This is a genomic window from Stutzerimonas stutzeri SDM-LAC (assembly GCF_000235745.1).
In the GTDB taxonomy this organism is placed as follows: Bacteria; Pseudomonadota; Gammaproteobacteria; order Pseudomonadales; family Pseudomonadaceae; genus Stutzerimonas; species Stutzerimonas stutzeri_H.
This window is the reverse complement of record NZ_AGSX01000011.1, coordinates 1-26639: the sequence shown is the minus strand read 5'-3', so window position 1 is coordinate 26639 and position 26639 is coordinate 1. Positions and strand designations below refer to the sequence as shown.

Sequence of the window (26639 nt, the reverse complement as noted above, 5' to 3'; positions counted from 1 at the left end):
GGCGGGCGGGCGGACGGTCTGCGACAGAGCGTCGCAGCCGCCATAAAATTGATCGGAAACAGGGTGATGCGGTGTGTCGCCCTGTATAGCCTTATTGCTTGGCCACGCGTTCTGGTTGCTGCGATAGGCTGTAAACATAGGCAGCCAGCAGGTGCACCTTGTCGTTGCCCAGGTACTGATCCTGCGCCGGCATCTGCCCGTTGCGGCCGTGCCGAATGGTCTGCTGCAGTTGCGGCAGGCTTGATCCATAGATCCAGCCGGCGGGGCTGGTCAGGCTCGGTGCGCCCATGGCAGTCGTGCCTTCGCCATTCGCACCGTGGCAGACCGAGCAGTTCTGCGCATACACCTGACTACCGGCCGCTGTATCCGCTTCAGCCCCTTCGGGTAGCGGCAGCCCAGCCAGATCGCTACGGACATAGGCAGCAACGTTCTTCACGCCTGATTCACCAATGACCTGGCCCCAGGCCGGCATCGCTGCGATGCGGCCATGAAGGATCGAGGCTTTGATGGTTTCGGCGTTTCCGCCCCAGCGCCATTCGCCATCCGCCAGGTTCGGGAAGCCGACCGCGCCCTTGGCGTCCGATCCGTGGCAAACCGAGCAATAGTTGGCGAAGAGTCGGCCGCCGATCTTCAGCGCCCGCTCGTCCTGCGCGACTTGCGCCACGCTCATGGCCGAATATTTCGCAAAGATCGGACCAAATTTCGCGTCAGCCTGATCCACTTCGCGCTGCCATTGCTTGTCCTGCGTCCAGCCACCTTCATAGCCCGGCATCACTCCTTTCCAGTTGCCCAAACCCGGGTACAGCACCAGATAGAGAAGGCCGAACACCAGCGTGCCGATGAACAGCATGAACCACCACCGGGGCAGTGGATTGTCGTATTCCTCGATACCGTCGAAGGAATGCCCCATGGTCTTGTCGGTCGCGCCTGCAGATTCGCCCTTGCGGGTGGCGAAGATCAGCCAGAACAGAGCGACGATGGTGCCCAGCGTGAGCAGGGCGATGTATCCACTCCAGAAAGCGTTCATCTGTTACTCCTGGGTCGCCCGAACGTTCGAGCTGCCCGCGATGTTGGTTCCCTGACGGCTGCTCTGCAGCGCGTCGTTCTCGATAGCGTGCTGTCGATCAGCGCTTGCTCTGAAGCGCCGTACCGAGTACCTGCAGGTAGGCCACCAGAGCGTCCATCTCGGTCTTGCCCTTGACAGCGTCTCCCGCGCCGGCGATGTCCTCGTCGCTGTAAGGCACGCCGACGGTGCGCAGCGCTTTCATCTTCGTGGCGGTGTCCTGCCCGTCAAGGGTGTCCTCAACCAGCCACGGATAGGACGGCATCTTCGATTCCGGGACTACGTTGCGCGGGTTGTAGAGGTGCGCACGGTGCCAGTCATCGGAGTAGCGGCCGCCGACGCGGGCCAGGTCTGGACCGGTACGCTTGGAGCCCCACAGGAACGGGTGGTCGTAAACGCTTTCACCCGCAACGGAGTAGTGGCCGTAACGCTCGGTTTCAGCGCGGAACGGACGGATCATCTGCGAATGGCAACCGACGCAGCCTTCGCGGATGTAGATGTCACGCCCTTCCAGCTGCAGCGCGGTGTAAGGCTTCATGCCCTCCACAGGCTCGTTGACCACGTCCTGGAAGAACAGCGGGACGATCTGGGTCAGACCACCGATGCTCACCGCCAGGATCATGAACAGGGTCAGCAGACCGACGTTCTTCTCGAGTATTTCGTGCTTCTTCATCTCTCGGCTCCTCAGGCGATCTGCGCGGCGGCTTCGTACTCGGCCGGCTTGGCCGCCTGTACGGTGCGCCAGGTGTTGTAGGCCATCAGCAACATGCCGGTGAAGAAGATCGCACCACCGATCATGCGAACCACAAAGCCCGGATGGCTGGCTTCAAGCGCTTCGACGAAGGAGTAGGTGAGGGTGCCGTCTTCGTTGATCGCACGCCACATAAGGCCCTGAGCGATACCGTTGACCCACATCGAGGCGATGTAGAGCACGGTGCCGATGGTGGCGAGCCAGAAGTGCGCGTTGATCAGGCCGATGCTATGCATCTGGACACGACCGAACACTTTCGGAATCAAGTGATAGAGCGCACCGATGGACACCATGGCTACCCAGCCGAGCGCACCCGCATGGACGTGTCCGATGGTCCAATCGGTGTAGTGGGAGAGCGCGTTGACGGTCTTGATCGCCATCATCGGACCTTCAAAGGTCGACATGCCGTAGAACGCCAGGGAGACGACGAGGAAGCGCAGGATTGGGTCGCTGCGCAACTTATGCCAGGCCCCGGACAGCGTCATCATGCCGTTGATCATGCCGCCCCAGCTTGGCGCCAGCAGAATCAGCGACATCACCATGCCCAGACTTTGTGCCCAGTCCGGCAGCGCGGTGTAGTGCAGGTGGTGCGGACCGGCCCAGATGTAGACGGTGATCAGCGCCCAGAAATGGACGATCGACAGACGATAGGAATACACCGGGCGCTCGGCCTGTTTCGGCACGAAGTAGTACATGATTCCGAGGAAGCCGGCGGTTAGGAAGAAGCCGACGGCGTTGTGGCCATACCACCACTGCACCATGGCGTCGGTCGCACCGGCGTACAGCGAGTACGACTTCGTCGCCGTGACCGGGATTTCCAGGTTGTTGACGATGTGCAGGATCGCTACGGTCAGGATGAAGCCGCCGAAGAACCAGTTACCGACGTAGATGTGCTTGACCTTGCGCGTGGCCAGAGTACCGAAGAAGACAACCGCATAAGCCACCCAGACAACGGTGATCAAGATGTCGATCGGCCATTCCAGCTCGGCATATTCCTTTGAGCTGGTGAAGCCCAACGGCAGGGAGATCGCCGCCAGCAGGATGACCAGCTGCCAGCCCCAGAACGTGAACGCGGCCAGTTTCGGCGCGAACAGGGTGGTTTGGCAGGTGCGCTGGACCGAGTAGTAGGAGGTCGCAAACAATGCGCAGCCGCCGAACGCGAAGACCACTGCGTTGGTGTGCAATGGGCGCAGACGACCGAAGCTGGTCCACGGGAGGTCAAAGTTCAGGAAAGGCCACGCCAATTGGGCTGCGATGAAGACGCCGAGCCCCATCCCGACGATTCCCCACACCACCGTCATGATGGCAAATTGGCGGACCACCTTGTAGTCATAGGCGGTACTGGTTGCTGTGTTCATGTATGGGCTTCCATCCACGGTAATGAGCATGTTTTTTTGTCGCGGTAAGAGCGATGTCTTTCAATAGAAAGCGGAGCGAAGAATGAGCACTGGGCAAATGGCCGGTATTGACGCCGGTCAATACTCACAGGGCGACGAAATTCCACTCACGCGGCGAGATCAGCCAAGGGGAGCGGTGTGCGCAAGCCTCATCATGGCGCATGGAGCGGGCGCACCGATGGACAGTCCGTTCATGCAACAAATGACTGAACGGCTGGTCGCGCGGGGCGTGGCGGTTTTTCGTTTCGAGTTTGCCTATATGGCCAGCAGACGCATCGACGAGCGCAAGCGGCCGCCCAATCCTCAGGTGCAGCTGCTGCAGCAATGGCGTGCGGTTTATCGAGCAGTGCGACAGCAAACCGCAGGGCCGTTGGCGATCGGCGGCAAGTCGATGGGCGGTCGAATGGCGAGCTTGCTGGCTGACGAGCTCGCAGCTGATGCGCTGGTATGCCTGGGCTATCCATTTCATGCCGCGGGCAAGCCGGAAAAGCCGCGGGTGGCCCACCTGGCTGAGCTGCGAACGCGGACCTTGATCATTCAGGGCGAACGCGATGCGCTGGGTAATCGCGCTACAGTCGCTGGCTACGCCTTGTCGCCAGCGATTCGCCTTGATTGGCTGGCCGCGGCGGACCACGATCTCAAACCGCTGAAGCGGTCCGGCCTGACACACGAGCAGCATCTGGATACCGCCGCCGATGCCATCGCGGCATTCCTCGGGTGTCCTTGCTTCGGTGACAGCCAAACGCCCACCACGGCAGGACTGTAGGTGGGCGATGTCGATGGCTCAGCGGCGTGTGCGCGTTGCAGTTATCGGTTGAAGCGCTCCACCAGCGTGTATTGCGATTGCGCCGTTGCTGCCAGGTCTTCTGAGAGCAACGCCGAGCTCTGGGCGTCTCCGGAGGTCTGGTCGGCCAGCCGGGCGATGTTGCCGACGTTCTGGCTGATCTCGTCGGCGACGGCGCTTTGCTGTTCGGTAGCGGATGCGATCTGCGTCGTCATGTCGATGATGCGACTCACCGCCTCGCTGATTCCCACCAGCGCCTTATCGGCATCGATTACCCGCTCGACACCCTGATTGGCCTGGCTACGTCCTTGTTCTGTCGTCGCAACCGCTTGGCGCGCCTGATGTTGCAGTTTTTCGATCAACTGATGGATCTGCCCGGTCGCCGCTGAGGTACGTTGGGCCAGCTGACGTACTTCATCCGCTACCACAGCAAAGCCACGGCCGCTTTCACCAGCCCGCGCCGCTTCGATGGCGGCATTCAGTGCAAGCAGGTTGGTCTGATCGGCGATGCTCTTGATGACATCGACCACGGTGCCGATTTCGTTGCTGTTCTGCGCCAGCGCAGATACAGCCTCACCGGTTTCGGTGACGGCTTCGGCTAACAGCTCGATGGCTTTACGCGTATCGGAGCCGATCTTCTGGCCGTGCGCCGTAAGCTGGTTGGCTTGTTCGGTGGCATCTGCCGCCAGGGCTACGTTGCTGGCAACCTCTTGCGTCGTCGCGGCCATCTGCGTAATCGCGGCGGCGACCTGCTCGGTCTCGTGATGCTGGCGAGACAGCCCATCCGAGCAGCTATGCGCCAACTCGTCTGCACGCTTGGCTTGCTGCTGCAGATGCACAGCGCTGTCTTGCAGGCGGGTCAGGCAGGTCTTGAGGCGTGCATGCTCGCTGAGCATCGCCATTTCCACCTGCGCCTCGGCGCCCTGGCTGTCGGTATACATCTTGGCGATCAGCGGGTCACTGGTGGACTGCTCGGCCAGGCGCAGCAATCGGTGGATCCCGCGCATCTGCCAGTGGCGCCCGATCAGGCCCAGGGGGACTGATAGCAAAGCGGCAAGCACGAAGCCCCAGCCATGATCAAACCGCGAGCCGATCATGAAACCAATCTGGCTGATGACGATGAAGGGCAGCCAATCGATTGCGATCGGCAACCATTTTTCGCGTTGGGGGACGCCATTTTTCCCGGCATTGAGCCGTGCGTAGAGCGCTTCGGCGCGCCCGACTTGTTCACGGGTTGGCTTGGTGCGGACCGACTCATACCCGATAACCTTGCGCTGAATATCCAGCACCGGCGTGACGTAAGCGTTGACCCAATAATGGTCGCCGTTATTGCGGCGGTTCTTGACGATGCCCATCCAGGGCTTGCCGCCCTTAAGGGTGGCCCACATATGACCGAACACCGCTGAAGGAACGTCAGGATGGCGAATCAAGTTGTGTGGCGCGCCGATCAGATCGCTGCGTTCAAATCCGCTGACCTCGGCAAAGCTATCGTTGCAGTAGGTGATTTTGCCGGTCAGGTCGGTAGTCGAAATCAATCGTTGCTGATCGGGAAATGCATATTCGCGTTGAGTAACGGGCTGGTTGTTTCGCATTGAGTACGCCTGGCAATCGGGGTGGTCACAGCCACTTGTTATATTCGGTCAGGCCTCAATTTCGGCAAATTAAGAGTGATGGCCGTTTGGCGCCAACTTCATGACCGCTGTGCGTCCACCGTAACGGCGGAGTTTTCAAGGGCTTAAGTAGCAACGGATGAACGGCAGTATAAAAAAGCCCGCTGCAGACGTTCCGCAGCGGGCTTTGATGGGCGCGAGGGCTGTGCTCTATTAGCCCTCGATCAGCTGGCGAAGCACGTAATGCAGAATGCCGCCAGCTTTGAAGTACTCGACCTCATTTAGCGTGTCGATGCGGCACAGCACCTGAAAGCTGTCACGTGCGCCGTCGGCGCGTTCTACCTCGACTGTCAGGAGCTGGCGTGGCTTGATGTCGGCGCTCAGGCCGCGGATCGACAGCTTCTCGCTACCGGTCAGCCCCAGCGACTGGCGCGTCTGGTCGCCAACAAACTGCAGTGCCAGTACACCCATACCGATCAGATTCGAGCGGTGGATACGCTCGAAACTTTCGGCGATCACCGCCTTCACGCCTAGCAGGTTGGTGCCCTTGGCGGCCCAGTCGCGGCTGGAGCCAGTGCCGTACTCCTTGCCTGCGATGACGACAAGTGGCACGCCTTCTGACTGGTAGCGCATCGCCGCGTCATAAATCGACATCCGCTCGCCGCTTGGCTGATACAAGGTATCGCCGCCTTCCTCGCCGCCAAGCATCTCGTTCTTGATGCGGATGTTGGCAAAGGTGCCGCGCATCATGACCTCGTGGTTACCCCGGCGTGAGCCGTAGGAATTGAAATCCTCCGGTTTTACGCCCAGTTCCTGCAAATACACGCCGGCGGGGGAGCTGGCCTTGATGTTGCCGGCTGGCGAAATGTGGTCGGTGGTGATTGAGTCGCCAAACAGCGCAAGGATTCGAGCGTTCTCGACATCCTTGGGCGGCGTCAGCGGTTGCCCGATGTCTTCGAAGAAAGGCGGATTCTGAACGTAGCTTGAGTTGTTGTTCCACTTGTATGTGTCGCCCGCCGTGACCGCGATGGACTGCCAATGCTCGTCGCCGCTGAACACGTCGGCGTAGCGGGCACGGAACATCTCGCCATCGATCTTGCTGACTGCCTCGTGCACTTCCGCACTGGTCGGCCAGATGTCCTTCAGGTAGACAGGCTGGTTCTGCTCGTCGTAGCCCAGCGGATCTTTCTCCATGTTGATTCGTGTGGTGCCAGCCAGCGCGAACGCCACCACAAGCGGTGGCGATGCCAGCCAGTTAGCCTTGACCATCGGGTGCACGCGACCTTCGAAGTTGCGGTTACCCGAGAGCACCGAGGACACCACCAGATCGTTATCGGTGACCGCCTGGCCAATGGCCTCTTGCAGCGGCCCGGAATTGCCAATACAGGTGGTGCAGCCATAGCCGACGAGGTTGAAGCCGAGCTGATCGAGGTAGGTATTCAAACCGGCGCGCTGCAGGTAGTCGGTGACGACCTTGGAGCCAGGCGCCAGGGACGACTTCACCCAGGGCGCACGCTTGAGACCGCGCTCAAGCGCCTTTTTCGCTACGAGGCCCGCTGCCATCAGCACGTTCGGGTTGGAGGTGTTGGTACAGGACGTGATCGCTGCGATCACCACCGCGCCGTGCTTGAGGCTGAAGTTTTCGCCGGTAACCGGAACCGAACTTGCGGCTTGCTGGGTTTTGCCGCTGGTTTCAAGCAGCAGATCGAAGTTGGCCCCGATGTCTTCGAGCGATACCCGATCCTGAGGGCGCTTGGGGCCGGCCAATGAGGGTTTGACCTCGGCCAGGTCCAGCTCCAGCGTGGCGGTGAAGATCGGGTCCGGAGAATTGCTGTCGCGCCACATGCCTTGCGCCTTGCAATAGGCCTCGACCAGCGCGATGCGGTCTTCGTCACGACCGGTCAGTCGCAGGTAATCGATCGTCACCTGGTCGACCGGGAAGAAGCCGCAGGTCGCGCCATATTCCGGCGCCATGTTGCCGATTGTGGCGCGATCGGCGAGTTGAAGCTGATCCAGCCCCGGACCGAAGAACTCGACGAACTTACCCACTACACCGTGCTTACGCAGGATCTGCGTTACGGTTAGCACCAGGTCGGTGGCCGTCACGCCTTCGTTGAGCTTGCCGGTCAGGCGCATGCCGATCACTTCCGGAATCAGCATCGAGACCGGTTGGCCAAGCATTGCCGCTTCCGCCTCGATGCCGCCTACGCCCCAGCCCAGCACGCCGAGGCCGTTGATCATGGTGGTATGTGAGTCGGTTCCGACCAACGTGTCGGGGTAGGCGATGGTTTCCCCGTTCTCTTCCTTGGTCCAGACGACCTGCCCCAGATATTCCAGATTGACCTGGTGACAAATGCCGGTGCCCGGCGGCACCACGCGGAAATTGTCGAATGCTTGCTGACCCCAGCGCAGAAACTCGTAGCGCTCCCCGTTGCGCTGCATCTCGATGTCGACGTTCTGCTCGAATGCTTTGTCCGTGCCGAAACGGTCCACCATTACCGAGTGGTCGATCACCAGATCGACCGGCGACAACGGGTTGATCCGCTGTGGATCGGCGCCGGCGCGGGAGACCGCATCACGCATGGCAGTCAGATCGACAACCGCAGGTACGCCAGTGAAGTCCTGCATCAATACCCGCGCGGGGCGATACTGGATCTCACGCTCAGAGGTGTGCGTCTTCAACCAGACCGCCAACGAGTTGAAGTCATCGGCGCGAACAGTTGTGCCATCTTCCCAGCGCAACAGGTTTTCCAGCAGTACCTTGAGCGAGGTGGGCAGGCGGTTGATATCGCCCAACTGTTTTGCGGCTTCCGGAAGGCTGTAGTAGTGGTAGGTCTTGCCGTTCACGTCGAGACTGCAACGGCAATTCAGGCTGTCCAGGGATGGCATTCGTCTCTCCTTTTTTGCCCGCACGGCCGGGCTGATTGAGTCGGGAGTGTCCTTTAGAACCTAGCCTCTGGCGTAATAGTTCGCCACAAACTGGCCGCCAAGAGAAATGGCGAAAGTGCGGAGGCTCGCCGCGGACAGCTTGTCCGCAGCCGCTCAGGTGCGCTGGGTGTCGCGGTAGATCAACTCCAGCGATCTGTTCACTGGACCGAACCTGCAAGCCCGTGGTTCCCCACTCGGCTATCATGTGCGGCTTTTGTAGTAGGGGCGGCGCCGATGCGCTTTGCGCCGCTTATAGGGTTCGTACCATGAATACATTGCTGCTGCATTGCCGCCCCGGGTTCGAGAACGAGGTCTGCGCTGAAATCAGTGACCAGGCAGCTCGCCTCGATGTCGCCGGCTACGCCAAGGCCAAAACTGACAGTGCCTATGCCGAGTTCATCTGCAACGACGCGGCAGGGCCGGAACGCCTGATGCGCGGCGCGCGTTTCGCACGGCTTATATTTCCCCGGCAGTGGGCGCGCGGGGAGTGGCTGGCACTTCCGGAAACCGATCGGATCGGTGTATTGCTCGATCAGCTGAAACCCATGCCGGTCTGCAGCAGTCTGTGGCTGGAAGTGTTGGATACCAATGACGGCAAAGAGCTGTCGAACTTCTGCCGCAAGTTCGAGGCGCCGTTGCGCAAGGCGCTGGAAAAAGCCGGCAGGCTGAAGGAGGGCGGCCATGGTCCCCGCCTGTTGCTCACGTTCAAGAGCGGGCGTGAGGTCTTTGTTGGGCTTGCCGAAGCTGAGAACAGTGCGATGTGGCCGATGGGGATTCCCCGGCTGAAATTTCCTCGCCAGGCGCCGAGCCGCTCGACTTTGAAGCTCGAGGAGGCGTGGCACCATTTCATCCCGCGCGATCAATGGGATGAGCGCCTGGCGCCAGGCATGACGGCGGTCGACCTTGGCGCCTCGCCGGGTGGCTGGACCTGGCAGCTGGTCAATCGCGACATCGAAGTCATGGCTGTGGACAACGGGCCGATGAACGAGGAACTGCTCGAGTCCGGTCTGGTTGGTCATTACCGCGCCGATGGCTTTGCTTTCCGCCCCAAACGCCCGGTGAACTGGATGGTCTGCGATATCGTCGAAAAGCCGGCAAAAAATGCTGCGCTGCTTGAAGCCTGGATCGGCGAAGGCTTGTGCCGTGAAGCGGTGGTCAATCTGAAACTGCCGATGAAGCAGCGCTACGCCGAGGTGAAACGACTGCTGGAACGCATCGCCGACGGGCTTGCCGAACGAGGGGTGAAGGCGAGCATCGGCTGCAAGCAGCTATACCATGACCGCGAGGAAGTGACTTGCCATCTGCGTCGGTTGTGAACCCTCGCCACCTGCCTTTTTGCGCGACAATGTCGTCCTGTTTTTGCGGAGCCTGTGATGTCTCGAACTACCGAACTACCTGCCGATGCGCTGCTCGATGCCAGCGGCCTCAACTGCCCTGAGCCGGTGATGATGCTCCACAACAAGGTGCGCGACCTGCCCGCAGGCGAAGTCCTGAAAGTCATAGCGACCGATCCATCGACCCAGCGCGACATTCCCAAGTTTTGCGTGTTTTTGGGACACGAGCTGGTCGCCCAGCAGGCCGAAGAAGGCACCTATCTGTACTGGATACGCAAGAAGCTCGACTAGATGCCCGCAATGTTTGGGCGCCTGGTTCAGACGCAGGGCGGCAGAAACACCAGCTGCATGCCGACGAACACTGTCGACAAGGCGGCGATGAAGTGAATCCCGGACGACACCTTGATCACGAAAACCTGCCGATCATTTAGGTCGTGCGGTTCGTGTGAAAGTTTCCAGGTACGGCGCCCTAGCCAAAGCAGCAGCAGTATCACCAGCACCGTGAATAGACCGAAGCTTGCATTCAGCCAGTTGAACACCCCCTGGCTAGGGTCCGGCGGAGCGATTGAGCAGACCACTGCGTGTGATCCGTACATCGTGGCAAACCAGACGCTCCAGATGGTTAGCCCGAACGGAATCTGAATGGGGTGGAAGACCGATGTGCGGTTCTGTTTCATCAGGCACCTCCCCAAGCGTTCGGGAACAGGACAATCGCGGCGTACGCGCTCCAGACCACGCCGAGGTTGTAGTACCAGAGCTGCTCGACGACCACCACCTCATAGGGCGCCTTGTCGCCTACGTAGCCGTACTTCACGCGTAAGGTCTGCAACAGGGTGAGGATCGTCGCCAGCCCGCAATGAATCAGGCCATAGGCAAGAATCACGAAGACCACGGCGTCGTGCGCTGTCTCGGTCACTTCCAGGTTTGCCGTCAGCAGCAGCCACAACAACAGTACCCACTGCACAGCGCCGATCACTGTGATCGCACCGAGGTTGAGCATCAATCGCCCAGCATTACCCCGACGCAGCCGGGCAGGCACGAGTCGCATCCACAGTGTTCCGGCTGTGAGCAGCACAGCGCTGGTGAACATCAGCCAGCCGTTCAGGCCGGAGCGCTCCGGCACCATCCATTCCGGTGAGACGGTCCACAGGTAGAACCAACCGAACAGCAGAGATAGGTAAAGCGTGCCGTTGGCCAGCAAGGTGACACCCATTCCCCAGAGTCCGGGGCCGTCGAACGTGCGCGAGTGCAGCGGGGGTTCGCCGGGCTGTGTCTGTGCATCCGGCGCCGCCGCGGGGTGCGCACCGTTTTCCCAGGACCAGCGAAACAGCACGATCAAGGTGGCAATGGTCGCAATCAACGCGACCCAGTAGAACTTGTTCAGCAAGCTCAGGCAGAGCACTGCCAGAAACACCGAAGCCACGAACGGCCACCAGCTGTTGCCAGGCAGATGAATGATTTCACGGACCTTGCCGCTCAGCGGGTCCGAGCCCCAGGTTTCACGCCGGCCATGGTCGATTGCGCTCAGCGAGTGCTCGGCACGGGCGATGCTGTGCGGCAGGTCCGGGTCCGCCCACAGCGGATGACGGTCGGTAATGTCCGGCAGGCTGACGAAGTTGTACGGGCTCGGGGGTAGAGCGGTAGCCCATTCCAGCGTGTCGGCATTCCATGGGTTGGTTTTTGCCGGCTGACCGAAGCGGAAGTGCAGGACGATATCCAGCAGGATGGTGCCGATGCCGATGGCCATGATGAAGCTGCCGATCGACGAGATGAGGTTGGGCAGATCCCAGCCCAGCCCGGTATCGTAGGTGTAAACCCGTCGCGGCATCCCGATCAGGCCGGTCCAGTGCATGATCAGAAACGTCATGTTGAAACCGATGAATACCAGCCAGAAGCCCCAGCGGCCAAGACGTACCGAAGGCATGCGGCCGGAGAAATGCGGCAGCCAGTAATACAGCCCGGCCATCAGCGGAAAGAACATGCCGCCCACTAGCACGTAATGCATGTGCGCGACGATGAAGTGGGTGTCATGCACCTGCCAGTCGAAGGGCACCAGCGCCACCATCACGCCGGTCAGGCCGCCACAGACGAACACGATCAGGAAGCCCACCAACCAGAGCATCGGCACGTGATAGACCGGCTTGCCCAGCCACAGCGTGGCTATCCAGGCAAATATCTGTACCCCGGTGGGTATCGCCACGAGCATGCTTGCTGCGGAAAAGAACCCGAGTGCCAGCGCGGGAATGCCGACGGTGAACATGTGGTGCACCCACAGCCCGAAGCTGAGGAAACCGGTGGTCAGGACGCCCAGCACAACCCAGCGATACCCCACCAGTGGCCGCTGGCAGAACACGGGTAGCAAGGTGGAAACGATACCGGCCCCCGGCAAGAAGATGATGTACACCTCTGGGTGGCCGAACAGCCAGAACAGGTGCTGCCAAAGTACCGGATCGCCGCCTTTGGACGGGTCGAAAAACGGCATGCCAGCAGCGCGCTCCAGCTCCAGAAGAATGCTGCCCAGAATCAGCGGTGGGAAGCCGAAGACGATCATCATCGCCATCACCAGGATGTACCAGGCGTACAGCGGCATCTTGTGCAGCGCCATGCCGTTGGAGCGCGTGCGCAGGATCGACACCACCAGCTCGACGCCGGCACTGACCGCGGAGATCTCCACGAAGGTGATGCCAAGGAGCCAGAAGTCCGAGTTCACGCCCGGCATATGCGCCGAACTCGACAGCGGCGTGTACATGAACCAGCCGGCCTTGGGTGCAACGCCAAGAAACACGCTGGACAGTAGGATGATGCCGCCGAACAAATAGCAGAAATAGCCGAGCGACGAGAGGCGCGGAAAGATTAGATCCCGCGCGCCGATCATCTTTGGAATCAGATAGACCGCCAGGCCTTCCATCATCGGCACGGCGAACAGGAACATCATCACCGAGCCGTGCATGGTGAAGACCTGGTTGTATACCTCCGGCTCCATCAGCACATAACCGGGCAGGGCGAGCTGGGTGCGGATCAGCATCGCCATCAACCCGCCGATTAAAAAGAACACGGTGCCGGTGACCAGAAAGCGCAGGCCGATCGTGGTGTGGTTGACGATGGTCAGCGCGCGCCAGCCGCGCGGATTGCCCCAGACATCGTTGAACTGGTCATGCAACTGATCGGGATCCGTGCTGGGCTTGCTGCTGTGGTCGGGTCGAGTCATGGAGCGAGCGTCTCCAGCCAGTCGGCAATCTGATCGAGTGTTTGCGGCGGAACGTCGTCATGCGCGGGCATCCCGTTGCCGAATTTGAGCGTCTTGTGTTCGCGTAGCCACTGCCGTAGCCCGTCATGGTCGTTGTCGATCACGCCGGCGCCGAGGCTTGGCCGTGTCGCAAGGTCCGAGAGGTCTGGCGCCCGATTGCCGTTGCTGATACCGGCGACACGGTGGCACTGACCGCAGCGTTCATCGAACACCCGGCCTGCATCGCCCGGCGCCCGTTGCTCAATGCTGAAGTTCTCACGTGCGGCGATCCACTCATCGAAACCGGCGGCGTCCAGCGCTTCGACATGCAGTTTCATATGAGCATGCTGCAGGCCGCAGAACTCCGAACACTGACCGTGAAAGATGCCGGTATGGCCCGCTTGCAGGCGGATGACATTGGTGCGCCCAGGGATCATGTCCATTTTCCCGCCAAGTCTTGGAATCCAGAATGAATGGATGACATCGGCGCTCGTGACGTTTATGTCAATCAGGCGCCCTGCCGGGATGATCAGCTGGTTTGCGGTGGTGACGCCGCTGTCCGGGTAGCGAACTTCCCACCACCACTGGTGGCCGGTGACCTCAATTTTCAGCGGCTGCTCACCTTCGACCGGCAAGGGCATCATGCTGCGCCCGGTCGGAATGCCGAAGATCAGCAGCACAACGATGCTCACGCTCGGCAGCACGATGCCGCCACCAATGACCCAGCGGCGATTGATTTTGAGCGCTTGTGCTTCGCTGATCTCGTGCGGTTTACGCGCCAGTGCGTAGATCCATATTGCGCTGACTGCCACCAGCACCAATGTGGCGAAGGCAAACATGCCCCACCAGACGTGAGATATCTGGCGCGCCATAGGACTGGCTGGGTTGAGTGAAGACAGCGGACCGCCGCAGCCACTCAATAACGGAACTGCCAGCGCCAGCGTGGTCCATTTCAAAAGGTCGCCGGCTCGTCTTGCGGGGCGGCCGACTCCAGAAAAAAGCTGCCGGAGCGCCAAATGGCCCGATACAGAGATTCCATCCACAGTCGCGCTGCGATAGCTGGCCACCCGTTGCACCCGATGCTTATCCACTTTCCAGTCGCGGCGCTGACTGGCTTGCTGCCGGTCGATCTTGCGCACCTCTGGACGCTGGATGATTTCTGGTGGCGAGCCGGCTTGTGGTTGTCCGGGGTGGGCGCGCTGGGAGGCTGGGTCGCCAGCATCTTCGGACTGATCGATCTGGTGACCGTGCGTGAAATCAGGCAGAAGATTACCGCCTGGTGCCATGCGATCCTCGCCGTGATGATGCTGTCGCTGGCTTCGCTGAACTGGCTGCTGCGCTACCAGAATGACGCCCAGAGCATGCAGCTGTGGGCGCTGTATCTCTCGGCGATCACTGCCGTGCTGATTTCCCTCGCGGCTTATCTCGGCGGCCGGCTGGTCTACGAGCATGCTGTCGGGGTCGATCTGGACAAGGTCTGATCGAGAAGAGGACGGGGCTTGGGATCGTTCGGTCATGGGCATCTTCGAGGTGATCGAGCGGTTCGGGCCATGGGCTAGAAAGGCTTTGCCAGCACAAGCCAAAGCGTCGCGGTGATGAAGGTTGCGGCGACTGCACCAAGCAAACGACAACGAATGTTTACGCTCTGCTCAGGCGCACGCTCGACATGCAGCACCAAGACGCCGCACAGGGCGTGGCAAAACACCATCCCGGCCACAGTACTGAGCTTGACGATCAACCAACCGGCAACGAGGCCCTGACTCAGAAAAAGCGCCGTACCCGAGCCGATGGCGACTAACGCGGCTGGCGTGCCGATCAGGTTGAACACCATGCGCGTCAGATGCGCATGGTCACGGTAGAAGAGTGGGTCACTGCGCCGAGTGCCTGCCGCGATCAGCGCCGGTAGGTAGAGCAGGGTGCCGCACCAGCAGAGCAACCCTGCAAAGTGCACCATTTTGAGCAAGGGCATGCATGTCTCCGTCCAGCCCGCGGCAAGTCAGAGGTTGTGACAGCCTCATCTCAGGCGGGTTCGGAGCGGATACGCAGCGCCCCGGGGTGGGGCGACTTTCAGCCAGTACCACGGGCAGCTCAATCGGTTTGCGGATCATGCGCGGTCTGGGTGTCTTCGTCGTACAGCGCCTTGCGCTTGAATAGTTGAGTACCGCAGCGGCTGCAGAACGACGCGTTGGGTTCATGGCTGAGTTTTTCGCAGCTCGGACAGCGGTGCTGCAAGCTGTCGGCGCGCATCGCAGTCGCCAGCTCCGCCGTGAAAATGCCGGTGGGCACCGCGATGATCGAGTAACCGGTAATCATCACCAGAGTCGCTACCGCCTTGCCCAGCGGTGTATGCGGAACGATGTCGCCGAAGCCGACCGTGGTGATGGTCACTACCGCCCAGTAGATGCTCATCGGGATGCTGGTGAACCCGTTAGATGGACCCTCGATCACGTACATCAGCGTGCCGTAGATCAATACCAGAGTCGTGACGCTGAGCAGGAACACAACGATCTTCTGCTTGCTACCGCGCAGCGCGACCAGCAGGAAGTTGGCCTGGCTCAGGTACTGCGTCAGCTTGAGCACGCGAAATACACGCAGCATGCGGATTGCACGGACCACCAGCAGGTATTCGGCGTCCGGATAGAACAACGCTATGAACGCTGGTACCACCGACAGCACATCGATAGCGCCATAGAAACTGAAGACATACTTACGTGGCTCGGGGTGGCAATAGATGCGCACCAGATACTCGATCAGAAAGACAGCGGTGAACAGCCACTCAAGCCCATCCAGCAGGCCGCCGTACTGGTCGTTGTAAATTGCGACGCTATCGAGCATCACCACCACCAGGCTGGCGAAGATGAAGAACAAGAGAGTGGTGTCGAAAAGCTTTCCAGCCGGAGTGTTGGTGAAAAAGATGATGACGTAGATACGCTCGCGCCAGCTCATCGTTCGGAGGGCGTCGTTGTCCATCAGCGGTGGCTCCCGGCTAAACACGAAGGCGAAGTATCCCCGAGTTCAGCCGGCAGTCCAAAAAAACCTTGCAGCCACCCGTGGGCGAGCCGTATCAGTGCGAAACGAATAAAGGATGCGTAGGGCCTGATGCGCATCGCATGGATCATTCGCGCCTGCCCCCGGTCAACCACTCAGGCCGGGAACCTTTGCCACAGTTGGTGTTGAGGAATAGTCTTAGCCATGCGCATCAAGCCGTTGGAGAGCGACATGCCAGATTCGAAGTTGGTCGACCCATTCGGCCGACGCATCACCTACCTGAGGTTGTCGGTCACCGACCGGTGCGATTTCCGCTGCACCTATTGCATGAGCGAAGACATGGTTTTCGCTCCGCGTGCGCAGATCCTTACCTTGGAAGAACTCTATGCCGTGGCTGATGCCTTTATCAGCCTGGGCGTAAAGCGTATCCGTGTGACCGGTGGCGAGCCGCTGGTGCGCAAGGGGTTGCCGAGCCTGCTGAGTCGTCTGGGTGCGCGTGAAGAATTGGAAGATCTGGCGATCACGACCAACGGCTCGCAGCTGCCAACACTCGCGCCGGTACTTCGCGAGGCTGGGGTCAAGCGCCTGAATATCAGTCTCGATTCGCTCAAGCGGGAGCGTTTCGCCGAACTCACGCGCCGCGACATGCTCGGGCAGGTCGTCGCCGGCATCGATGCCGCGCGCAGTGCCGGATTCGACCGAATCAAGCTCAACAGCGTGATCCAGAAAGGCCGTAACGACGATGAAGTCCTGGATCTGGTGAATTTCGCCGTCGAGCGCGGGCTGGATATCAGCTTTATCGAGGAAATGCCGCTCGGCAACGTCTCCAGCCATGAGCGAGAGATTACATTTTGCTCCAGCGACGAGGTCCGCGAGCGTATCGAAGTCGGCCATCAACTGATACGCAGCAGCCACACCACTGGTGGTCCGTCGCGGTATTGGCAAGTGGCGGGCAGTGACACCCAGGTGGGCTTCATCTCGCCTCATAGCAACAACTTTTGCGGCAGCTGCAACCGGGTGCGAGTTACTGCCGAAGGCAAGCTGGTGCTGTGTCTCGGGCACGAAGGCGCACTGGATCTCAAGACGCTGATGCGTCGCTATCCCGGCGACCGTGAGCGGCTGCGACAGGCATTGGTCGATGCGCTGCAGCTCAAGCCCGAGAAACACGAATTCCGCACCGATGAGCAGGTCCAGGTGGTGCGGTTCATGAGCATGACGGGCGGCTAAAGTCGGCGCCACGCCGAAAGAATGTTGCGCCGCTTCGCGACCGTTGGGATCAGCCCATCCGTGGCGAGGGTGGTGTTGTTTTCATCCGCCATCGCTTGTTATTTCCTCCTGCCAATCTGCGGTTGAAAATCGGCATTTCCTGACCTGCCGGTACGCGTCCGGCTTTGTGCTCGAGGCCCTGAAAGGCCGGCTTGGAGGCGTGATAAACTCCGCGGCCGTCCGCCCACACGACTCCAGCAATGCCTCGGGAAACTCATCAAACCCACGGCGAAACCAACGCTCCGGCTCATGCCTCGATTGCCACGGATAGGCCTCCATGCGTCTGAAAAGCATCAAACTCGCCGGTTTCAAATCCTTCGTCGACCCCACCACGGTGAGCTTTCCCAGCAACATGGCGGCGGTGGTCGGCCCGAACGGTTGCGGTAAGTCCAACATCATCGATGCGGTGCGCTGGGTGATGGGCGAGAGTTCGGCCAAGAACCTGCGGGGCGAGTCGATGACGGATGTCATCTTCAACGGCTCCAACACCCGCAAGCCTGTGACTCAGGCCAGCATCGAGCTGATTTTCGATAACTCGGACGGCACGCTGCTGGGCGAATACGCGGCGTTTGCAGAGATTTCGATCCGCCGTCGGGTGACCCGTGATGCACAGAACACCTACTTTCTCAACGGCGTGAAATGCCGGCGGCGGGACATCACCGACATATTTATGGGCACCGGCCTGGGGCCGCGCAGCTATTCGATCATCGAGCAGGGCATGATCTCCAAGCTGATCGAGGCCAAGCCGGAAGACCTGCGCAACTTCATCGAAGAGGCAGCCGGTATCTCCAAGTACAAGGAGCGGCGCCGTGAAACGGAAAATCGCATCCGCCGCACCCATGAAAACCTGGCTCGCCTGACCGACCTGCGCGAAGAGCTCGAGCGTCAGCTGGAGCGCCTGCATCGTCAGGCGCAGTCGGCGGAAAAATATCAGGAGTACAAAGCCGAGGAGCGGAAACTGAAGGCCCAACTGTCGGCGTTGCGCTGGCAGGCGTTGAACGAGCAGGTCGGTCAACGTGAACAGGTGATCGGCGACCAAGAGGTCAGCTTTGAAGCATTGGTGGCTGAGCAACGCAATGCCGACGCCAGCATCGAGCGTCTACGCGACGGCCATCACGAGCTGTCGGAGCGCTTCAATCTGGTCCAGGGCCGCTTCTATTCGGTCGGCGGAGATATCGCTCGCGTCGAGCAAAGCATCCAGCACGGCCAACAGCGTCTGCGTCAGCTGCAGGACGATCTGCGCGAAGCCGAGCGAGCCCGACTGGAAACTGAATCGCATCTGGCGCACGACCGTACCGCGCTCGCCACCCTTGGTGAAGAGCTGGCCATGCTCGAACCGGAGCAGGAGATCGCAGGCGCAGCTGCCGAGGAGACTGCCGCCCAGCTCGAAGAAGCCGAAACGACAATGCAGCAGTGGCAAGAGCAGTGGGAACGGTTCAACCAGCAGAGCGCCGAGCCGCGCAGGGCAGCGGAGGTCGAGCAGTCGCGCATCCAGCAGCTTGAGCAGAGCCTGGAGCGTCTGGCCGAGCGTCAGCGGCGCCTTGCGGACGAACGCAGCTTGCTAGCCGGCGATCCGGAAGATGCCGTGGTCGCCGAAATGAGTGAACAGTTGGCCGTCGGCGAAATAAATCTAGAGGAACTGGCCGCGGCACAGGAGCTGACCGACCAGCAGCTCGAAGGGCTCCGTGAACAGCTGCAACAGGTGAGCCGCGCCGAGCAGGAGGCGCTGGGCCAGTTGCAGCGTATGGATGGCCGTATCGCTTCGCTGGAAGCCTTGCAGCAGGCCGCCATGGACCCCGGAAAGGGTGTTTCCGATTGGCTGCATGAGCGGGGGCTCGACCAGCGGCCGCGTCTGGCAGAAGGGCTTCGTGTCGAGCCGGGCTGGGAGTTGGCCGTCGAAGCAGTGCTGGGCGCGGATCTGCAGGCGGTGCTCCTGGACGACTTCGACGGCCTGGACCTGAGCGGCTTCGAGCAGGGTGACCTCCGGCTGGTCAGTGCCGCACAGGGGCACGGCGTGATCGGCGCAAGCCTGCTGGACAAGGTCGAGTCGGCGACCGATCTATCGCCCTGGCTGGGTCGGGTGCGTCCAGTGGACGACCTTGATCAGGCATTGGCGGCACGTGATTCACTGGGTGATGGCGATAGTCTGATCAGTCGCGACGGTTACTGGGTTGGTCGACATTTCCTACGGGTCAAGCGCGCCGGGAAGGCCGAGTCCGGATTGTTGGCGCGCAGCCAGGAACTGGCGCGGTTGCAGGCCGAGCGTGACGACTGCGAGGCGAGTCTTGCGCAGTTGGCGGAGCAGCTTGGCCAACTGCGTGAGGCACAGCGCGAACAAGAAGAGTACCGCGAACAACAGCGTCGTCAGCACCAGGAACTGTCTCGTCAACAAGGCGAATTGAACGCCCGCCTGTCGGCCAGCCAGGCCAAGCTGGAACAGCTGGGCCTGCGCCGCCGACGGCTGGACGAGGAACTCCTAGAACTCACCGAGCAACGCGCGCTGGAGACCGAGCAACTGGGCGAATCGCGCCTGAATTTACAGGATGCGCTTGACGCAATGGCCGTCGATACCGAGCAGCGCGAGTCGCTGCTGGCGAGCCGAGACGGCATCCGCGAGCAGCTGGATCGGGTTCGCCAGGACGCGCGCCAGCATAAGGATCACGTGCATCAGCTGGCTGTCCGCATCGGCTCGCTGAGGGCTCAGCATGACTCGATCCGCCACGCACTTGAGCGTCTCGAGCAGCAGTTCGAGCGCGCGGTAGAGCGCCGAGAACAGCTGAGCCTGAATCTGGAAGAGGGCGAGGCGCCGCTCGAAGAGCTGCGTATGAAGCTTGAAGAGTTGCTGGAGCGGCGCATGGGCGTCGAAGACGAGCTCAAGCTGGCACGCTTGGCACTCGAAGATGCTGACCGCGAATTGCGCGATGCCGAGAAACGCCGGACTCAGGCCGAGCAGCAAGCACAGTTGCTGCGTGGCCAGCTGGAGCAGCAGCGGATGGACTGGCAGGCCCTCAGCGTCAGGCGCAAGGCGTTACAGGATCAGTTGCACGAGGATGGCTTCGATCTGCACGGCGTACTGGCCACGTTGCCTGCCGAGGCTGGGGAGGCCGCGTGGGAGGTCGAGCTCGAGCGTCTGGCAGTGCGCATCCAGCGTCTTGGACCGATCAACCTCGCAGCAATCGACGAATATCAGCAGCAATCGGAACGCAAGCGCTACCTCGATGCGCAGAACGACGACCTTGCCGAAGCACTTGATACGCTGGAGAGCGTCATTCGCAAAATTGACAAGGAAACGCGCAATCGCTTCAAGGAAACCTTCGACCAGATAAACAGCGGTCTGCAGGCGCTTTTCCCAAAGGTTTTCGGTGGCGGCAACGCTTATCTGGAACTTACCGGAGAAGATTTACTCGATACCGGGGTGGCGATCATGGCGCGCCCACCGGGGAAGAAGAACAGCACTATTCACCTGCTGTCAGGCGGTGAGAAGGCACTGACCGCGCTGGCGTTGGTGTTTGCGATCTTTCAACTCAATCCGGCGCCGTTCTGCATGCTGGATGAAGTGGATGCGCCTTTGGATGATGCCAACGTCGGGCGCTATGCGCGCCTGGTCAAGGAGATGTCGGAGAAGGTGCAGTTCATTTACATCACGCACAATAAAATCGCGATGGAAATGGCTGACCAGCTGATGGGCGTGACCATGCACGAGCCGGGATGTTCAAGGCTGGTTGCGGTGGATGTGGAGGCGGCGGTGGCGCTCGTAGAGGCTTGAGTGACGCTGTTTCAAGCGCAGCGGAAGCGGTTGATCGACTAATAAAAGAGCCGCGCCGGGCGGTGCAAAGCTACCGTTCGTCGTGCTAGTTTAGAGCGCAATTTTTACGATGCGCAGATGAGCCTGTTCAGCGGCTGTGAATCTGCGTCTTTATCATCGATTTCAGGGGTTTAAGCATTAATGGATATCGGTCTGCGCGAGTGGCTGATCGTCATCGGCATCATTGTCATCGCCGGGATTCTTTTCGATGGCTGGCGGCGGATGCGCGGTAGCAAGGGCAAGTTGAAATTCAAGCTGGACCGCAATATCGCGAACAATCTTCCCGAAGAAGACGAGTCGAACGAGCTGCTGGGCCCGCCGCGTGTCGTGAGTCGAAACACCGAGCCTTCGCTGGACGAAACCGACCTCCCTTCGATGAGCGCACGCGAAACCGGCAAGCGTCGCAGCGCCGAACCGCGCCAGGGTGACCTGCATTTCTCGAGCGACGATACGCCCGTTCCTACGCTGCTTGATCCGGTAATGGACGAAGATGCGGAGTCAACTGACGACTTGAACCAGGATCTGCCTCCCGTCGAGGAAGTACTGGTCATCAACGTGATTTCCCGTGACCCCAATGGATTCCGTGGCCCCGCACTGCTGCAGAACATCCTGGAAAGCGGTTTGCGCTTCGGCGAGATGGACATCTTCCACCGCCACGAAAGCATGGCGGGTAATGGTGAAGTGCTGTTTTCCATGGCCAATGCGGTCAAGCCTGGGACGTTCGATCTGGACGATATCGACCATTTCACCACGCCGGCAGTAAGCTTCTTTCTGGGGCTGCCCGGCCCGCGCCATCCGAAACAGGCGTTCGATGTCATGGTGGCCGCCGCTCGGAAGTTGTCGCAGGAGCTGAACGGCGAACTCAAAGATGATCAGCGCAGTGTGCTTACGGCTCAGACCATCGAGCATTACCGCCAGCGCATCGTCGATTACGAACGTCTGCAGTTGACGACCAAGCGATAAGCCAAAAACCGCTCCAACGAGCGGTTTTTTTATGTCGTAAGCCCCGTATTGATCACTGCGGCAGATCGGAACGGCTCCGTTCCTTCCTGTCCGATGCGCCATGCCCTCACGCAAACAGGCTAAAATCCTGCGCAGAACATCAACATAAGGTCGACCGGTGCGCTGCTTTGCGCGCGGCCCGGCCTTGCAGCTATGGCCCCACATACCATGACGTCCGCCCAGACCGCAGCAGAACGCATTGCCGAACTGCGCAGCGAAATCGACGCCCACAATTATCGTTATTACGTACTGGACGAGCCCAGCGTTCCGGACGCCGAATACGACCGCTTGTTCAATGCGCTCAAGGCACTCGAGGCCGAGCATCCCGAGCTGGTCAGCCCGGACTCACCGACCCAGCGCGTCGGCGGCGCGGCGTTGGCAGCCTTCGGCCAAGTCCGCCATGAAGTACCGATGCTGAGTCTGGGCAACGCTTTCGAAGAGCAGGACCTGAACGACTTCGACCGTCGCGCCCGTGAAGGCCTTGATTTACCGTCAGGCGACCTTTTCGGCGACGGCGCCGAACTGGAATACAGCTGCGAGCCCAAGCTCGATGGCCTGGCGGTAAGCCTGCTCTATGAAAACGGCAAGCTGGTGCGGGGTGCAACGCGCGGTGATGGCAGCACTGGAGAAGACATCAGCGCAAACGTCCGCACTGTGCGCAATATTCCACTCAAGCTCCACGGCGATGGCTGGCCTGGGGTGTTGGAAGTTCGCGGCGAGATTTACATGCCGAAGGCGGGCTTTGAAGCCTTGAATGCACGTCAGCTGGAAGCGGGCAGCAAACCGTTCGCCAATCCGAGGAATGCCGCTGCAGGCAGCCTTCGGCAGCTGGATTCGAAGATCACTGCCAGCCGTCCGTTGGAGCTTTGTGCTTATGGTATCGGCCGTAGTGACGGCAATCTGCCTGATACCCATATCGGGATTCTTGAGGCGCTAAAAGGCTGGGGCTTGCCAATCAGCCGCGAGCTCAAGCTGGCTAAGGGTGTGCAGGAGTGCCGCGATTACTTCCATGCCATCGGCGAGAAGCGTGATGCGCTGCCTTATGAAATCGACGGCGTGGTGTTCAAGGTCAACTCGACCGCGCAGCAGCGCGAGCTAGGCTTTCGTGCGAGGGAACCGCGTTGGGCAATCGCGCACAAATTCCCGGCACGCGAGGAAGTGACCGAGCTGCTCGACGTGGAATTCCAGGTTGGCCGCACTGGCGCTATCACCCCGGTTGCGCGCCTGCAGCCCGTACAGGTTGCTGGCGTGACCGTGTCCAATGCGACGCTGCATAACATGGATGAGGTCGCCCGGCTGGGCGTGATGATCGGCGATACAGTCATCGTGCGTCGCGCCGGAGACGTCATTCCACAGATCCTCGGGGTCATTCCAGAGCGCCGGCCCGAGAATGCCCGCGCCGTTCATGTGCCGCAGAGTTGCCCGGTCTGCGGCTCGGCCGTTGAACGCACCCAGCTGATCAAGCGCAGCAAGGGCCGGGAATCGGTAAGTGAAGGTTCTATCTATCGTTGCGTTGGTCGTTTGGCCTGCCAGGCTCAGCTCAAGCAGGCAATCATCCATTTCGTCTCCCGCCGGGCCATGGATATTGACGGCCTGGGTGACAAGATTGTCGAGCAGCTGGTTGATGCCGGGCTGGTCAAGTCGCCAGCAGATCTCTATTGCCTGAGCTTTGAGCAGGTGCTGGCACTTGAAGGCTTCGCCGAAGTGTCGAGTCGCAACCTGCTCAACGCCATCGATGCCAGCCGCAAGCCGTCCCTGGCACGCTTCGTCTTTGCCCTGGGCATTCCCGATGTTGGCGAAGGCACGGCGAAGCTGCTGGCGCGTGCCCTGGGTTCGCTGGAGCGCATCAGTCGTGCTCTGCCAGACGTGCTGGTTTACCTGCCGGATATCGGTCTGGAAGTCGCCCACGAAATCCACAGTTTCTTCTGCGATGAACATAACCAGTCCGTCATCCAGCAGTTGCGCGCGCGTGGTGTTCAACCGCAGGAGGAGGGGGATGTGCATCCCGACTTCGCTGCCTGCGCCACGCTCGGAGGGTTGCTCGACAGGCTGAACATCCCGTTCATCGCGGCCACCGGTGCCCAACGTCTCGCGAGTCGTTTCGGCAGTCTTGCGGGCATTATCGAAGCCGACTGGCTAGATCTGCGTCAGGTTGAACGCCTCAACGAAAGGGCGGCTCGTGCGCTACGTGACTACTTCGACGACCCGGCAAACGCTGCGCGCGCACGCGCCATCGAAGCCCAGCTGAAGGAATTCGGCATGCACTGGGAAAGCGAAAGAAAGGCCGCGGAAGGCTTGCCGCTGGCCGGCCAGACCTGGGTGCTGACGGGGACGCTGGAAAGCATGAGCCGGGACGACGCCAAGGCAAAGCTGGAAGCCTTGGGTGCGAAGGTTTCAGGCTCGGTTTCGGCGAAAACCAGCGTGGTGGTAGCCGGGCCGGGTGCGGGCTCCAAGCTGGCAAAGGCCAACGAATTGGGTCTGGAAGTCGATGACGAAGCGTCATTTTTGAAGCGCCTTTCCAGCCTCGAAAGCTAAGCGAAGATCGCTTCGCGCCTGCGGCTTGCACGGCAGGTCCCGCTGTGTGCCCATGGCGGCGAAGGTGGCCCTGGCTGCCAATGGGCGTCATTCGTTGGCTGATCACGCCCGGTGATGTGTGCAAACGGCGCTAATCAGCGCCTTGTACCCTCACTGCCCGCGGTATTCACAGCCACTGGTGCAGGTTTCATGGACGCGCACCCGCGACAGTTCCGGCAATAAGGGCTTCAGCTCATTCCAGATCCATATCGCGAGGTTTTCGCTGGTTGGATTGTCGAGGCCCGGCAGGTCGTTCAGGTAGTTATGGTCGAGGCGTTCGTAGACCGGCTTGAAGATCTGCTTGATCTCGCTGAAATCCCGAATCCAGCCTGTATGGGCGTCAACCTCTCCCTCAAGATAGATCGCGACTCGGAACGAGTGCCCGTGTAGACGGCCGCACTTGTGCCCTTCGGGTACGTGCGGCAAGCGGTGCGCGGACTCGAACGTAAACTCCTTGAATATTTCCACGGGTCGATCCGTTAAGGCGAAAAGCCCGCATTCTACCGATTTGTACTCAACTGTCGCCGTTGGGCTGGCACCTGCCAGACGCGCCCTTGCCACGGCCTGTGCGGCTCTTTTGACACGCTCTCGGGCTTGGGGCAAAGTGCCCCGCGTTTTATCGGCAAGGGCCGCTTTCGGGGAGTTGAAATGAATGCAGTGGTAGCGGCAGTCGGCATCATGCTGATTCTTAGCCTGTGCAGGGTTCATGTGGTGGTGGCATTGATTGCCGGTGCTCTTGCTGGCGGCGTTTTGGGTGGATTGGGGCTGGACGGGAGCCTCGCTGCCTTCAACAAAGGACTGGGTGGTGGCGCGACGGTAGCGCTTTCCTACGCCTTGCTGGGTGCCTTCGCTGTTGCGATAGGCAAGAGCGGGTTGGCTCACGCGCTGGCTGATCGTGCATTGGCCATGGTGGGCCGGCACGAATCGGACTCCAGCGGGACCGTGAAGTGGTTGATGATCGGGCTGCTGCTGGCGGTCGCTGTGTCGTCGCAGAACATCCTGCCGATCCATATCGCCTTCATTCCGTTGCTGGTGCCGCCGTTGCTCTATGTGCTGAGCAAGCTACGGATCGACCGGCGCCTGATCGCCTGCGTACTTGCCTTCGGTCTGGTGACACCCTACATGTTCCTGCCAGTGGGCTTCGGTAGCATCTTCCTGCATGAGATTCTGCTGGCAAACGTGGCCAAAAGCGGCGCGGATATCGCTGGGATCAATGTAAGCCAAGCCATGCTGATTCCAGCCATCGGCATGCTGACCGGGCTCCTGATCGCCCTGTTCAGCTATCGCAGGCCGCGCACGTATGACCTGGCCAAAGTCGACGAGTCGAAGGCGATCAGTGTCAGCTACAGCCCATTGACCTTGCTGGTTGCAGCACTGGCGGTCGCGGCTGCATTCGTCGTCCAGTTGTGGCTGGACTCGATGATCATCGGCGCGCTGGTCGGCTTCGTGATTTTCTCCGTATCCGGCGTGGTGCGCTGGAAAGAGGCCGACGATCTGTTCACCGAGGGTATGAAGATGATGGCCATGATCGGCTTCATCATGATTGCTGCCGCGGGGTTCGCCGAGGTGATGCGAGAAACCGGTGAGGTGAAAACGCTGGTCGATGCCTCCGCAGACTGGATCGGCAACAGCAAAGCCATCGGTGCGCTGCTGATGCTGCTGGTGGGTTTGCTGGTCACCATCGGCATAGGCTCTTCGTTCTCGACAGTGCCGATCATCGCCGCGATCTTTGTCCCGCTTGGCCTGGAGCTCGGTTTCAGTCCGCTGGCAATTGTCAGCCTGGTGGGCACGGCCGGTGCGCTGGGTGATGCGGGCTCGCCTGCCTCGGACTCGACGCTCGGTCCGACCGCCGGATTGAACGCCGACGGCCAGCACAACCATATCTGGGACACCGTCGTGCCGACCTTCCTG

20 protein-coding genes are annotated in these 26639 nt (G+C 60.6%); 9 read left to right on the top strand and 11 right to left on the bottom strand.

The window, feature by feature from the left end; all coding sequences use genetic code 11:
* Nucleotides 1-91: 91 nt before the first annotated feature.
* From ccoP to ccoN, 3 genes are all read right to left on the bottom strand, one after another.
* Complete coding sequence (gene ccoP, locus PSTU_RS0101530; RefSeq protein ID WP_019339287.1) at nucleotides 92-1027, bottom strand: cytochrome-c oxidase, cbb3-type subunit III; 936 nt, start codon at nucleotides 1025-1027, stop codon at nucleotides 92-94.
* A gap of 97 nt (nucleotides 1028-1124) precedes the next feature.
* Nucleotides 1125-1736 (bottom strand): cytochrome-c oxidase, cbb3-type subunit II, encoded by a 612-nt coding sequence (ccoO, locus tag PSTU_RS0101525; protein ID WP_019339286.1) that lies wholly within the window; start codon nucleotides 1734-1736, stop codon nucleotides 1125-1127.
* Nucleotides 1737-1747: 11 nt separating this feature from the next.
* A complete protein-coding gene (ccoN, locus tag PSTU_RS0101520; protein ID WP_019339285.1) occupies nucleotides 1748-3172 on the bottom strand; it encodes a cytochrome-c oxidase, cbb3-type subunit I in 1425 nt (474 codons plus the stop codon).
* An 82-nt stretch (nucleotides 3173-3254) separates the two neighbouring features.
* Between ccoN and PSTU_RS20270 the strand changes: the two genes are divergently transcribed.
* Entirely contained in the window at nucleotides 3255-3977 is a 723-nt protein-coding gene (locus PSTU_RS20270) for an alpha/beta family hydrolase (protein WP_051127835.1), read from the top strand.
* A 41-nt stretch (nucleotides 3978-4018) separates the two neighbouring features.
* Here PSTU_RS20270 and PSTU_RS0101510 read toward each other — a convergent pair whose 3' ends face one another.
* Together PSTU_RS0101510 and acnA are read right to left on the bottom strand one after the other, a co-directional pair.
* Entirely contained in the window at nucleotides 4019-5587 is a 1569-nt protein-coding gene (locus PSTU_RS0101510) for a methyl-accepting chemotaxis protein (RefSeq protein ID WP_019339283.1), read from the bottom strand.
* Nucleotides 5588-5818: 231 nt separating this feature from the next.
* The gene (acnA, locus tag PSTU_RS0101505; protein ID WP_019339282.1) at nucleotides 5819-8494 is read right to left on the bottom strand and encodes an aconitate hydratase AcnA; all 2676 of its coding nucleotides are present in this window, start codon (nucleotides 8492-8494) and stop codon (nucleotides 5819-5821) included.
* Between the two features lie 305 nt (nucleotides 8495-8799).
* Here acnA and rlmM point away from each other — a divergent pair, with 305 nt between their 5' ends.
* Both rlmM and tusA read left to right on the top strand, forming a co-directional pair.
* Nucleotides 8800-9849 carry a 23S rRNA (cytidine(2498)-2'-O)-methyltransferase RlmM gene (gene rlmM, locus PSTU_RS0101500; protein ID WP_019339281.1) on the top strand — a complete coding sequence of 350 codons (1050 nt, stop codon included), beginning with the start codon at nucleotides 8800-8802 and terminating at the stop codon, nucleotides 9847-9849.
* 57 nt (nucleotides 9850-9906) lie between these two features.
* Nucleotides 9907-10158 carry a sulfurtransferase TusA gene (gene tusA / locus PSTU_RS0101495; protein ID WP_019339280.1) on the top strand — a complete coding sequence of 84 codons (252 nt, stop codon included), beginning with the start codon at nucleotides 9907-9909 and terminating at the stop codon, nucleotides 10156-10158.
* A 26-nt stretch (nucleotides 10159-10184) separates the two neighbouring features.
* Here the strand turns inward: tusA and PSTU_RS0101490 are convergent, their stop codons facing one another.
* From PSTU_RS0101490 to coxB, 3 genes are read right to left on the bottom strand one after another with little or no spacing between them, the layout of a single operon-like run.
* Entirely contained in the window at nucleotides 10185-10544 is a 360-nt protein-coding gene (locus PSTU_RS0101490; RefSeq protein ID WP_019339279.1) for a hypothetical protein, read from the bottom strand.
* Complete coding sequence (gene ctaD, locus PSTU_RS0101485; RefSeq protein WP_019339278.1) at nucleotides 10544-13075, bottom strand: cytochrome c oxidase subunit I; 2532 nt, start codon at nucleotides 13073-13075, stop codon at nucleotides 10544-10546. Before ctaD ends, PSTU_RS0101490 begins: the two co-directional genes overlap by 1 nt.
* Complete coding sequence (gene coxB / locus PSTU_RS0101480; protein WP_019339277.1) at nucleotides 13072-13965, bottom strand: cytochrome c oxidase subunit II; 894 nt, start codon at nucleotides 13963-13965, stop codon at nucleotides 13072-13074. Before coxB ends, ctaD begins: the two co-directional genes overlap by 4 nt.
* 144 nt (nucleotides 13966-14109) lie before the next feature.
* On the opposite strand from coxB, the gene PSTU_RS0101475 reads away from it, so the two are divergent.
* Nucleotides 14110-14574 carry a DUF2231 domain-containing protein gene (locus PSTU_RS0101475; protein ID WP_019339276.1) on the top strand — a complete coding sequence of 155 codons (465 nt, stop codon included), beginning with the start codon at nucleotides 14110-14112 and terminating at the stop codon, nucleotides 14572-14574.
* Nucleotides 14575-14648: 74 nt separating this feature from the next.
* Here PSTU_RS0101475 and PSTU_RS0101470 read toward each other — a convergent pair whose 3' ends face one another.
* Nucleotides 14649-15062, bottom strand: a complete 414-nt coding sequence (locus PSTU_RS0101470) for a CopD family protein (RefSeq protein WP_019339275.1) — start codon at nucleotides 15060-15062, stop codon at nucleotides 14649-14651.
* Between the two features lie 119 nt (nucleotides 15063-15181).
* On the bottom strand, nucleotides 15182-16063 hold the full coding sequence (locus tag PSTU_RS0101465; RefSeq protein WP_019339274.1) for an ion transporter: 882 nt from the start codon (nucleotides 16061-16063) through the stop codon (nucleotides 15182-15184).
* Nucleotides 16064-16312: 249 nt separating this feature from the next.
* On the opposite strand from PSTU_RS0101465, the gene moaA reads away from it, so the two are divergent.
* The 4 genes from moaA (at nucleotide 16313) to ligA (ending at nucleotide 24689) form a co-directional block, all read left to right on the top strand.
* Nucleotides 16313-17308 carry a GTP 3',8-cyclase MoaA gene (gene moaA / locus PSTU_RS0101460; protein WP_029404560.1) on the top strand — a complete coding sequence of 332 codons (996 nt, stop codon included), beginning with the start codon at nucleotides 16313-16315 and terminating at the stop codon, nucleotides 17306-17308.
* 316 nt (nucleotides 17309-17624) lie between these two features.
* A complete protein-coding gene (smc, locus tag PSTU_RS0101450) occupies nucleotides 17625-21113 on the top strand; it encodes a chromosome segregation protein SMC (protein ID WP_019339271.1) in 3489 nt (1162 codons plus the stop codon).
* A gap of 180 nt (nucleotides 21114-21293) precedes the next feature.
* Nucleotides 21294-22115: a cell division protein ZipA gene (zipA, locus tag PSTU_RS0101445; protein WP_019339270.1), complete on the top strand. Its 822-nt coding sequence runs from the start codon at nucleotides 21294-21296 to the stop codon at nucleotides 22113-22115.
* A gap of 207 nt (nucleotides 22116-22322) precedes the next feature.
* Nucleotides 22323-24689 (top strand): NAD-dependent DNA ligase LigA, encoded by a 2367-nt coding sequence (gene ligA / locus PSTU_RS0101440; protein WP_019339269.1) that lies wholly within the window; start codon nucleotides 22323-22325, stop codon nucleotides 24687-24689.
* 150 nt (nucleotides 24690-24839) lie between these two features.
* Here ligA and queD read toward each other — a convergent pair whose 3' ends face one another.
* Nucleotides 24840-25196 carry a 6-carboxytetrahydropterin synthase QueD gene (queD, locus tag PSTU_RS0101435; RefSeq protein WP_019339268.1) on the bottom strand — a complete coding sequence of 119 codons (357 nt, stop codon included), beginning with the start codon at nucleotides 25194-25196 and terminating at the stop codon, nucleotides 24840-24842.
* Between the two features lie 180 nt (nucleotides 25197-25376).
* Between queD and PSTU_RS0101430 the strand changes: the two genes are divergently transcribed.
* Nucleotides 25377-26639, top strand: a 1263-nt coding sequence (locus tag PSTU_RS0101430) for a Na+/H+ antiporter family protein (protein ID WP_019339267.1), incomplete at its 3' end; no start/stop codon positions are given.

Excerpts from the sequence above, each read along its gene's own strand:
- PSTU_RS0101490 (WP_019339279.1), bottom strand. The coding sequence starts at position 10,544 with ATGAAACAGAACCGCACATCGGTCTTCCACCCCATTCAGATTCCGTTC.
- PSTU_RS20270 (WP_051127835.1), top strand. The coding sequence starts at position 3,255 with ATGAGCACTGGGCAAATGGCCGGTATTGACGCCGGTCAATACTCACAG.
- coxB (WP_019339277.1), bottom strand. The coding sequence starts at position 13,965 with ATGGCGCGCCAGATATCTCACGTCTGGTGGGGCATGTTTGCCTTCGCC.
- zipA (WP_019339270.1), top strand. The coding sequence starts at position 21,294 with ATGGATATCGGTCTGCGCGAGTGGCTGATCGTCATCGGCATCATTGTC.
- ccoN (WP_019339285.1), bottom strand. The coding sequence starts at position 3,172 with ATGAACACAGCAACCAGTACCGCCTATGACTACAAGGTGGTCCGCCAA.
- ccoP (WP_019339287.1), bottom strand. The coding sequence starts at position 1,027 with ATGAACGCTTTCTGGAGTGGATACATCGCCCTGCTCACGCTGGGCACC.
- rlmM (WP_019339281.1), top strand. The coding sequence starts at position 8,800 with ATGAATACATTGCTGCTGCATTGCCGCCCCGGGTTCGAGAACGAGGTC.
- PSTU_RS0101470 (WP_019339275.1), bottom strand. The coding sequence starts at position 15,062 with ATGCCCTTGCTCAAAATGGTGCACTTTGCAGGGTTGCTCTGCTGGTGC.
- acnA (WP_019339282.1), bottom strand. The coding sequence starts at position 8,494 with ATGCCATCCCTGGACAGCCTGAATTGCCGTTGCAGTCTCGACGTGAAC.
- ligA (WP_019339269.1), top strand. The coding sequence starts at position 22,323 with ATGACGTCCGCCCAGACCGCAGCAGAACGCATTGCCGAACTGCGCAGC.
- PSTU_RS0101475 (WP_019339276.1), top strand. The coding sequence starts at position 14,110 with ATGGCCCGATACAGAGATTCCATCCACAGTCGCGCTGCGATAGCTGGC.
- moaA (WP_029404560.1), top strand. The coding sequence starts at position 16,313 with ATGCCAGATTCGAAGTTGGTCGACCCATTCGGCCGACGCATCACCTAC.
- PSTU_RS0101510 (WP_019339283.1), bottom strand. The coding sequence starts at position 5,587 with ATGCGAAACAACCAGCCCGTTACTCAACGCGAATATGCATTTCCCGAT.
- PSTU_RS0101465 (WP_019339274.1), bottom strand. The coding sequence starts at position 16,063 with ATGGACAACGACGCCCTCCGAACGATGAGCTGGCGCGAGCGTATCTAC.
- smc (WP_019339271.1), top strand. The coding sequence starts at position 17,625 with ATGCGTCTGAAAAGCATCAAACTCGCCGGTTTCAAATCCTTCGTCGAC.
- ccoO (WP_019339286.1), bottom strand. The coding sequence starts at position 1,736 with ATGAAGAAGCACGAAATACTCGAGAAGAACGTCGGTCTGCTGACCCTG.
- tusA (WP_019339280.1), top strand. The coding sequence starts at position 9,907 with ATGTCTCGAACTACCGAACTACCTGCCGATGCGCTGCTCGATGCCAGC.
- ctaD (WP_019339278.1), bottom strand. The coding sequence starts at position 13,075 with ATGACTCGACCCGACCACAGCAGCAAGCCCAGCACGGATCCCGATCAG.